This is a genomic window from Pseudomonas sp. GL93, from assembly GCF_003408955.1.
Classification (GTDB): Bacteria; Pseudomonadota; Gammaproteobacteria; order Pseudomonadales; family Pseudomonadaceae; genus Aquipseudomonas; species Aquipseudomonas paracarnis.
Genome location: NZ_NKRF01000002.1, coordinates 334,106 through 342,186, shown reverse-complemented (window position 1 = coordinate 342,186; position 8,081 = coordinate 334,106). Strand labels below are relative to the sequence as shown.

Genomic DNA, 8,081 nt, shown 5'->3' with positions numbered 1-8,081 from the left:
CCCGGGCAGAGGCAATGGAGCTTCGCGAGACGCGCCAGGGGCCGCCCCCAAAGCCTAGGCTGCGGGGATAACCGCGGCTCAGCTGTGGGAGCGGGCTTGCTCGCGAATGGGGTCGACCACCCGACGGCCCGGTGGCCTGATCCACCGCCTTCGCGAGCAAGCCCGCTCCCACATTTTTATGCGCAGCGGCAACCTTCACACGCAGATTTACCGTCCCCAACCCGCTTATTGATCAGTACGCACATAGACGCAGCCCCGCAGCCTTCCTAAACTGCCGCTTGTCTTGGGCAAAGGGGCAGGCGCCGATGAATCGCAATGAATTACGCAAGGCCGACATCAACCTGATGGTAGTCTTCGAAGCACTGATGCTCGAGCGCAATGTGACGCGGGTGGCGGAGAAGCTGTTTCTCGGCCAACCGACCATCAGCTCGGCCCTCAACCGCCTGCGTACCCTGTTCAACGACCCACTGTTTATTCGTGTCGGCCATCGCATGGAGCCTACGGCGCGCGCCGAGGAGATCATCCAGCACCTGTCGCCAGCCCTGGACTCGCTGTCTTCGGCCCTGAGCCTGACCCATGATTTCGACCCGTCCATCAGCACCATGACTTTCCGTATCGGCCTGTCCGATGACGTGGAGTTCGGCCTGCTGCCACCCTTGCTGCGCGCCTTGCGCCAGGAGGCGCCGCAGGTGGTGTTTGTGGTGCAGCATGTGGACTACTGGCGTATTCCCGACCTGTTGGCTTCCGGCGATATTACCGTCGGCATCACCCAGACCCGTGGGTTGCCTGCCAATGCCAAGCGCAAGCTGTTGCGGCACATCCGCCCGTGCCTGCTGCGCGCCGATGCCTCGGACACACCGCTGACCCTCGACGAATATTGCGCACGGCCCCACGTGCTGGTGTCCCACACCGCCAACGTCGCCGGGTTTGCCGATGAGTGGCTGGCAGAGGTGGGCCGCAAACGCCATGTAGTGCTCTCGGTGCCGCAATACAGCTCGTTGCCGGCCTTGCTTGCCGGCACCGACATGATCGCCAGCCTGCCGGATTACACCGCCCAGGCCATGGCCGCCAGCGGGAACCTGTTCTGCGAGCCGTTCCCGTTCGAAACCCCGACCCTGGATTTGTCGATGGTGTGGCTCAGCCATGTCGACACCGACCCGGCGGAACGCTGGATGCGCTCGCGGCTGGAGGCATTCATGAGTGATCGCGGGTTGGTAGCGAATAAAGCCTGAGGCTTATATCCGTGCTATGGGCAGGGGGCGGCTCAAGAACGGCTAATCCTTAACGTGCTCTTCTTGAATGGGGTTGTTAATCAGCGACGCACGCAAAATACGGATGCGTTGCTCGGAGTGATAGGCGCCTGCTTCTGTAAACCTGAGGAATGCTCGCGAGCAACACTTACAGCCCCAGATGCTTGAAATATTATAAGGAAAGAAATCAAAGCAGATAGGCGCGTCTTCAGACCAGAAATGGGTACCGTTCGGGTGGTATTCCTCAAGACTGAGTTCATGTGCCCTATCGGTCGAGATTTCGCCTATGAAGCGCAATAGGCTGCTCGCCTCGAGTGTTTTGGGTAAGGTTTCCCACCCCTGCGACAAGCCCCGAACACAAGAGCAGGCAGTAGACTCCAGCGAAGAGCGTTCGGCAATCTGCCTGATAGTTTCTGGCGTGAGTATCATTTTTATGCAGTTCCAGACGGTAATAGCTCAGATTCGATGCTTGCTTAAAACCAGTTTGTTCAAATAGCTTTCAATTTTGGGTAAAACAAACTGCAGTATCTTCGGCATGGTGTGAATAGGCAGTTGGCAGCATGCAAAATACAACGCCATTGTGGGCGATAAGCTGACACCAAGAGCAGACCATAATAGACCAACATTTCTATTGCCACCGTTGAGGGCCATGGTGAACTTGGAGATCAATGACCCGGGATATAAACAGCCCATGAGGAGTTGCAGGCAGACGTTGATGCAGTAGGCGATAGCGATCATTGAGATGGCCAGCGAAGGGGTCTCCAGAATTACCTGCTGCATGCCCGCCATCGTGCCTACTGCAAAGAGGAAAAGCGCGATGACGACAATACCGTCAATAGCCAGGCCGTGCGTGGCGACGAAGGTGTGCGAAAAACGACGTATCAAAATAGCAGCGCCTTCGGCGCCTCCTATCAACACGGCCAGTCTGATCGCCAGATCAACAGGGTTCAAGGAGAGTGAAAGGCCATCAGCGAATAGGTGGAGTATCAGCGGAGCGGTGACAGGGATAATTGCCATTGAGCAGAGTGCAGTCACCAACGACATGGAAGGGTCAAGCCCGAGCATTCTCGCGACGGCTGCATTTCCGCTGGCGGGCGGGGCGGCAACAGCGATGGCTATCGCAAGGGAGAGTTCTTGATTGCCGGTGAGATAAAGCGAAAGCATTCCAAAAATATAAGGGCAAGCCACCACCATCAGGGCTGGAAATATCAGGGATATTTTCAAGTTTCTTGCTGCCGTGATGACTTCAGCGTTGTTAATACGCAGGAGAGTGCCCAGGACAAATATGAAAACCATGACGGGGAGCAACGGCCTCGCCAAGTCTGCAAGATAGGGAATAGCCAATCCAATTGCGCAACCGCATGCGAGTACGGTAGGCCCTCTGCGCGTAATTTCGGGCAGAATTCTATGCATATGAGTGCTCTCGAGGCGACGTCCCTTTCGGGACGCTGCTATTAGGTACGCTGAGTTATTTCAGGTGTGACAGATGGCGGTGGCGAGTTCCTGGATTGTCTCACGACCAGGCGCCCATCGATCAGAATCGAGGTAATACTTGGAAGGTCACCACTGCTGAAACTTCCAAGTACGCTGGGTTGCGCTCCTCCCAAAGGCCCGCAGGCGATCAGAATGTCGGCTTCTCTTCCGACGCCCAGAATCCCGCGATTCAACTTTCGCACCTTGGCGGTGTTACCCGTTGCGAAGCAGACGGCCTTTTCCGGTGGTACGTCGCCGAAACTACTGAGCAAGGCAATTGCCCTGAGCATGCCAAGCGCGGGAACCCCACATCCGGCAGGAGAATCTGTGCCAATGACGATGCGATCCAGCTGGTTCATTTCTCGTGCGTAATTCAGGGTGGTGACCGCCGCGAACTCGTTCCCGTTATGTACGATTTCCAAGGCACCCAGACAGCCTTCACACAGGCATCTGATTTGGCTTGGTGCCAGTGCGGTATAGCCGCCATTGATATGCCCGATGATATCGGGCGCAATTTCAAGGATCTCTTCTGCGCCCATGCTCTGGGAGGTAGAAATTGAAGGGCCGCCCGTGTGGGTAATCGAGGTCATGCCGTGTTTGCGAGCCATTTTGACCAATTCAGCTGCACGACTGACTGACTTGACAGGGCCTATCCCGACCTCTCCCAGTTGGTTGATGCCTTGCGCAACCATTTCGGCGAAGTCCTGATCCGAAAATTCGTCGTTGAGCAGTGGCGCGCCGGCTTCCATTTTTATTCCGCTAGGGCGTGCGTTGGAGAAAGAGCGTTGCGCTGCGATTGCCATGGCGATAGTACCGACCCTGTCGGTCGGTAGCCCCGGAACGTGCACTTCCCCGGCAGAGATCATGGTCGTCACGCCGCCCTGCAAGGAGTGCCAGATCCAATTGTGGTTGCCAGAGCGCGGGCTGTACTCACCCAGGGTCGGGTGAGTGTGGTTGTCGATCAAGCCTGGCATGACCGTGCTCTGTTTGGCGTCAATCAGCAGGTCTGCGTGTGAAAAATCTACATCTACTGCCTGACCAACGTAGGTGATGATTCCATCAACACTGACGAGGGTATCCGCTGTAATGAGTGGAGTCGCGAGATCACCCGTGAGGAAAGTGCCTATATTATGAATGATTGACGTATAGGGCGTATGGTTCGACATTTTATTTATCTCTTTATATCATCGAGTAACGGGTTCGAAGATCCGCGCACCACACTTGTGGAATGAACGAAAGTTCCACAAGTTGTTAGTGATGAATAAACGCTGGATCCAACGATATGCATGCCCCTCTGGATCGAAACTGGGGGTGAACTTATCACGCGAATGGAGCATGAAACGATTGTTGATGTACACCAACTTGCCAGGTTGAATGTCCAGCGGCCGCGCTACGCTTTTAAGCGCGTTGTAAAACCTCAACAGGGTATTTTGTGCTTCGTGATCAGCGGCAATTACCATGTCCGGGTAAAACGCGGCAGTGACTCTAGGGTGAGTCAGCGGGCCGCTCAGAATTGGGTATACATGAGTTTCTTTCGCGCCTGCGGTACTGTTCCTCCAGCGGTAGGGCTGACGAATGATGAAATGTTTGCCATATAGGATTTCAATATCGGCCTGTTCCAGAACCTGAAGGGCTTCCCTCGCATCGGCAACCCAGGTTTTCGGGCCCACCCCGGCAGGGTCACCGCGAACGCCGAGAAGCAAAAGAGCCAGCGGCGAGGTGTCTCCACGGGAGTCATAAGCCTGAAAGGCATTTTCGGTGTGCAGGTCCAACTCCAGGTCCGAACCGTTGCCGGTATACTCGCCTACGGCCTCCGGATGCGGTACCAAGTCATTGACCAGTTTTGGCCCCTCATGCTTGATGGAGTAGGGCTCCGCTATCAAACTGCCCAGGGCAACCAGCACATTTTCAGAAAGGTAACCACTTTTGAAGTTCAAGCTATTAGCGTCGCCTTGCGGGCTGCCAAATGTGTCATCAATCGGAAAATTCTCAAATACACAATAAGAAGCATCGTCATCTTTAAGTGATTCAAGCTTTTTTAGAAGTCGCGCGGGAAACTTTTGATAAGCGGTCATGCGAATGAGGTGAATGTAGTCTCGCCCTCCCGTTGGCTCGTAACAAATGTCTATGAGCGCGTCCCGAATACTCTCTTTTTCAACGGCCGTCAGCCAGAAGCTGTTGGCGTCTGCACATGAATCGTCCACACGCACTCCTTTAAAGATCTGATTGATTTGTCATGAGTTAAGTTATAAGTAAATTACGACTTTCAAGCGCCGAGGTGGGGTCTCCTTAACCACGATCTGACAGTTTCAAAACATTGATAAGGCCCGACCTGAGTGGGTGACTCAACCTAAGAGCTTATCTGTGTACGCACCGGTGAAATGATGGGTGTTAAATTGGCCATCAGCATCATAGGGTTGTCCTTCATCGGTGCTGATGATTCTTGATAATCGCCCACGATGATAGGCAGTCAAGAAGTTGAAGAATGGCGTGCTTTCTTCTCTTGTGTCAGATACTCCGTAAAGCCTCAACTGATTGATTATTGCGGCTTCAAGTTGTGGCAACATATACCAAGGGCACGTTGGAAAGCAGTGGTGGGCCGCGTGGTAACCAAAATTCAAAATAATCAGATTGAGGAAGGTAAACTTTCTTGCCACCGGTACGGAGAAGGTGTTTTTGATTTCGTAGTGTTTTCCATGGGTTAGCTTTTCTCCTTGCGTATACACCTGCTGGAAAGAATGCTGAAAACAGTCGACGAATCGTACGATGTGTATCCTCAGGAAGGAGGAGGCTTGCCATACCAGCACAACCATCAGGGAGAACCGGGCAAACGTAGCGAAGGCTACAACGTAAATGCACAGGCTTCCAATACCCCTTGCAACCTCGCGCCTGCTGCCACTAAATATCACAGCGTAAATATTGGTAAGCTTGATCAAATAGTAGAAGGCGGGAAGGTATATTTTTTCTGCAACAATGATCGCACTAAACAGCCTTGGATGAGCGACAGCAAAGTGACCACTATCGAACCCACCAATATCAATTTTTTCGGCATGATGGCGAACATGATCTTTTCTATAGGCTTCAAATGAAAAGAAAGAAAGGCCGTTAAGGAAAGACAGCAGCTCTCCGACGACAGCATTGACTTTCTTCGACTTGAAAACAGAATTGTGCGCGCAATCGTGGCTCAGGTACCAGGACCAGATTTTCGCAAGGGCAATTAAGATAATCGCACCGAGTGCCGCAACGATCTGTTGAGTATATGCCAGGAATATGCCCCATACAGTGAAGGTTGCTATCACACTTAGTATCACCACCGATGGCAATAGTTTTCGCTCTTTAGCTATTGAAATAAGCAGGGTTTTCACGTTGGCGTCTTTGATGGCGCGCAGATAATTATCAGCATACAGTAAAGACATCTCATCACCTTCAAGAGCAAAATTCACCGAAACGCTTATTGACCTGGTGTGGGGGCTAGCATTGAACAGCGGATCAAGCCTGGGCAGGCGTGATCACTTCCGTGCGCATGTGGAACTCACGGCGGGGTTCGAATATGTGTGCGCACACAATGCCAAAGATGTAGTGCAGGTGTACGGATGGCTAGGGTTCTTTTGCTGTTGCTTCTGGCGCCAGTGAAGGCGGCACTAGCGAGACCGTAGCGTGAGTATCCGCGCCCGAGGGTTGATCGCCGCTACTGGATTTGTAGCCGATCAGTATCACGCCGACGATGCACAATAAAACACCGGCAATGTTTAAATAGGAGAGTCCTTCTTTAAGCAGAAATACCCCGATGAAGCCGAGCGCAATATTGATAATGGCGCCGGTAACGATATTGCCCGTGCTGAGGTCCCAGCCACTGCGATACATCATCAAGAAGCCGATTTCCATCATTAAGATGCAAAACGCGATGCCTCCCTGAAGCCAGGTCATTTGCTTCAAGCCCGCGAGTAACGTTCCACTGCCCAAAAAAAACGGCAACATCAAGGTGGACAGGATAACGATCGCCACATAAATACTGACAATTGAAACCAAGGGGTTGATCGTAGACGGTATTTTCTTCATGAGCATGTGATAGCCCACGGTGCCCAGTATCGCTACGATCGCTGATAGATAGAATGTGTATTCTTTACCTAGCACGTTCAATGCTCCTACTAGTTGGGTTCAAGTTCACGAAATGTGGTGGTTTCCAAGAACCTCTGGTCCATGTACTCACCCGCTATGATCGCTCTGTATTTCGCAGGACTGCCCTCTGCGCAACAGCTGGGCAGGCACTCCACTTTGGCGGTGTAGTCTGGATCCATAAAAAAGGCCGCCGAGTGACGTAATTTGCCAGAGGTATTTATCACTCGATGCAGCGTTGCCTTGTAACGGTCATTCGTCCAGCGAGACATTAGATCTCCGACATTGACGACAAAGGCATTTGGGATGGGTTTGACTTTGATCCAGGTGCCGTGAGCACTCTGTACCTCCAACCCCCCAGTGGCACTTTCCGAGATCATAGTTATCCAGCCGAAGTCTGTATGCTCTCCAGCACCCATCGGCGCTCCCTGCGTGTATTGAGTGGAGGGATAACGCAGGACTCTCAATTGTGCCATCGGCTTCTTGAATTTATCATCGAAGTAATCGATCGGCATATTCAGCGCAAGGGCAAACACGTTAAGCAGTTTTTTTCCGAACGTGAGCATTTGCGAGTGATATTCCGTCATCGCAAGCTTGAAGTCGGGCAACTCCTCTGGCCATACATTGGGGCCGTAAAAAGGTAATTTGGCTTTTACGAACTCGTCGTCAAGCGACAAGTCCGCTGCCATGTCAAAACCCTCTTTGACATCGCCCAATATGCCATCCGACTTATCAGCGCCTTCGCTAAAGTAGCCACGCATATAGGGAGATTTATGAATTTCGATTTTCTCCTTGGCCTGAACAGGCAGGTCGAAAAACGATTGTATTTGAGAGAAGACAGTTGAAATAAGCGTGTCATCTACACCGTGATTGACGACGGTGAAGAATCCGACCTCCCTGCACGCGTTGTCGATCTCCTTTATTAGACGTGGTGATATCTCTGCGCCCTGCGTCAAACTACCGACGTCAATGATAGGTATGTTCTTTTCCATGGATGCACCATTTGCTCTAAAAAAGGCGCAACGAGACCTACTCCATGAATGCTGAACTGCACTCAGGGATAGACCGTATATAGGCCAGTGTCATTTATTTAGACTAAGGAATTCCGTCAACCCGCAAACGCTTTCAGTAAGCACTCGACATTCTCGATCGGCGCGCCTCCTGTTACAGGCTAGGTGGCGTAGCCTAGAATTCACTTCTATGAAAGCGAAGGCAAATCAGATAAAGTAAGCCTGGCTTAGT

The 8,081-nt window shown here is 52.3% G+C and carries 7 protein-coding genes; 1 reads left to right on the top strand and 6 read right to left on the bottom strand.

Features of this window, described 5'->3' with window-relative positions; translation table 11 throughout:
* Window positions 1–305 precede the first annotated feature (305 nt).
* Complete coding sequence (locus CER19_RS01685; RefSeq protein WP_003189553.1) at window positions 306–1,232, top strand: LysR substrate-binding domain-containing protein; 927 nt, start codon at window positions 306–308, stop codon at window positions 1,230–1,232.
* A 474-nt stretch (window positions 1,233–1,706) separates the two neighbouring features.
* On the opposite strand, the gene CER19_RS01675 is transcribed toward CER19_RS01685, so the two are convergent.
* The 6 genes from CER19_RS01675 to CER19_RS01650 form a co-directional block, all read right to left on the bottom strand.
* Window positions 1,707–2,663 carry a hypothetical protein gene (locus CER19_RS01675; RefSeq protein ID WP_056791696.1) on the bottom strand — a complete coding sequence of 319 codons (957 nt, stop codon included), beginning with the start codon at window positions 2,661–2,663 and terminating at the stop codon, window positions 1,707–1,709.
* 41 nt (window positions 2,664–2,704) lie between these two features.
* A complete protein-coding gene (locus CER19_RS01670; RefSeq protein WP_116665156.1) occupies window positions 2,705–3,889 on the bottom strand; it encodes an amidohydrolase family protein in 1,185 nt (394 codons plus the stop codon).
* An 18-nt stretch (window positions 3,890–3,907) separates the two neighbouring features.
* Complete coding sequence (locus tag CER19_RS01665) at window positions 3,908–4,927, bottom strand: TauD/TfdA family dioxygenase (RefSeq protein WP_116665155.1); 1,020 nt, start codon at window positions 4,925–4,927, stop codon at window positions 3,908–3,910.
* Between the two features lie 141 nt (window positions 4,928–5,068).
* Window positions 5,069–6,139 (bottom strand): fatty acid desaturase, encoded by a 1,071-nt coding sequence (locus tag CER19_RS01660; RefSeq protein ID WP_116665154.1) that lies wholly within the window; start codon window positions 6,137–6,139, stop codon window positions 5,069–5,071.
* Window positions 6,140–6,320: 181 nt separating this feature from the next.
* On the bottom strand, window positions 6,321–6,857 hold the full coding sequence (locus tag CER19_RS01655) for a hypothetical protein (RefSeq protein ID WP_116665153.1): 537 nt from the start codon (window positions 6,855–6,857) through the stop codon (window positions 6,321–6,323).
* Between the two features lie 14 nt (window positions 6,858–6,871).
* A complete protein-coding gene (locus CER19_RS01650; RefSeq protein ID WP_116665152.1) occupies window positions 6,872–7,831 on the bottom strand; it encodes an isopenicillin N synthase family oxygenase in 960 nt (319 codons plus the stop codon).
* Between the last annotated feature and the right edge of the window lie 250 nt (window positions 7,832–8,081).

Excerpts from the sequence above, each read along its gene's own strand:
- CER19_RS01685 (WP_003189553.1), top strand. The coding sequence starts at position 306 with ATGAATCGCAATGAATTACGCAAGGCCGACATCAACCTGATGGTAGTC.
- CER19_RS01675 (WP_056791696.1), bottom strand. The coding sequence starts at position 2,663 with ATGCATAGAATTCTGCCCGAAATTACGCGCAGAGGGCCTACCGTACTC.
- CER19_RS01670 (WP_116665156.1), bottom strand. The coding sequence starts at position 3,889 with ATGTCGAACCATACGCCCTATACGTCAATCATTCATAATATAGGCACT.
- CER19_RS01660 (WP_116665154.1), bottom strand. The coding sequence starts at position 6,139 with ATGTCTTTACTGTATGCTGATAATTATCTGCGCGCCATCAAAGACGCC.
- CER19_RS01650 (WP_116665152.1), bottom strand. The coding sequence starts at position 7,831 with ATGGAAAAGAACATACCTATCATTGACGTCGGTAGTTTGACGCAGGGC.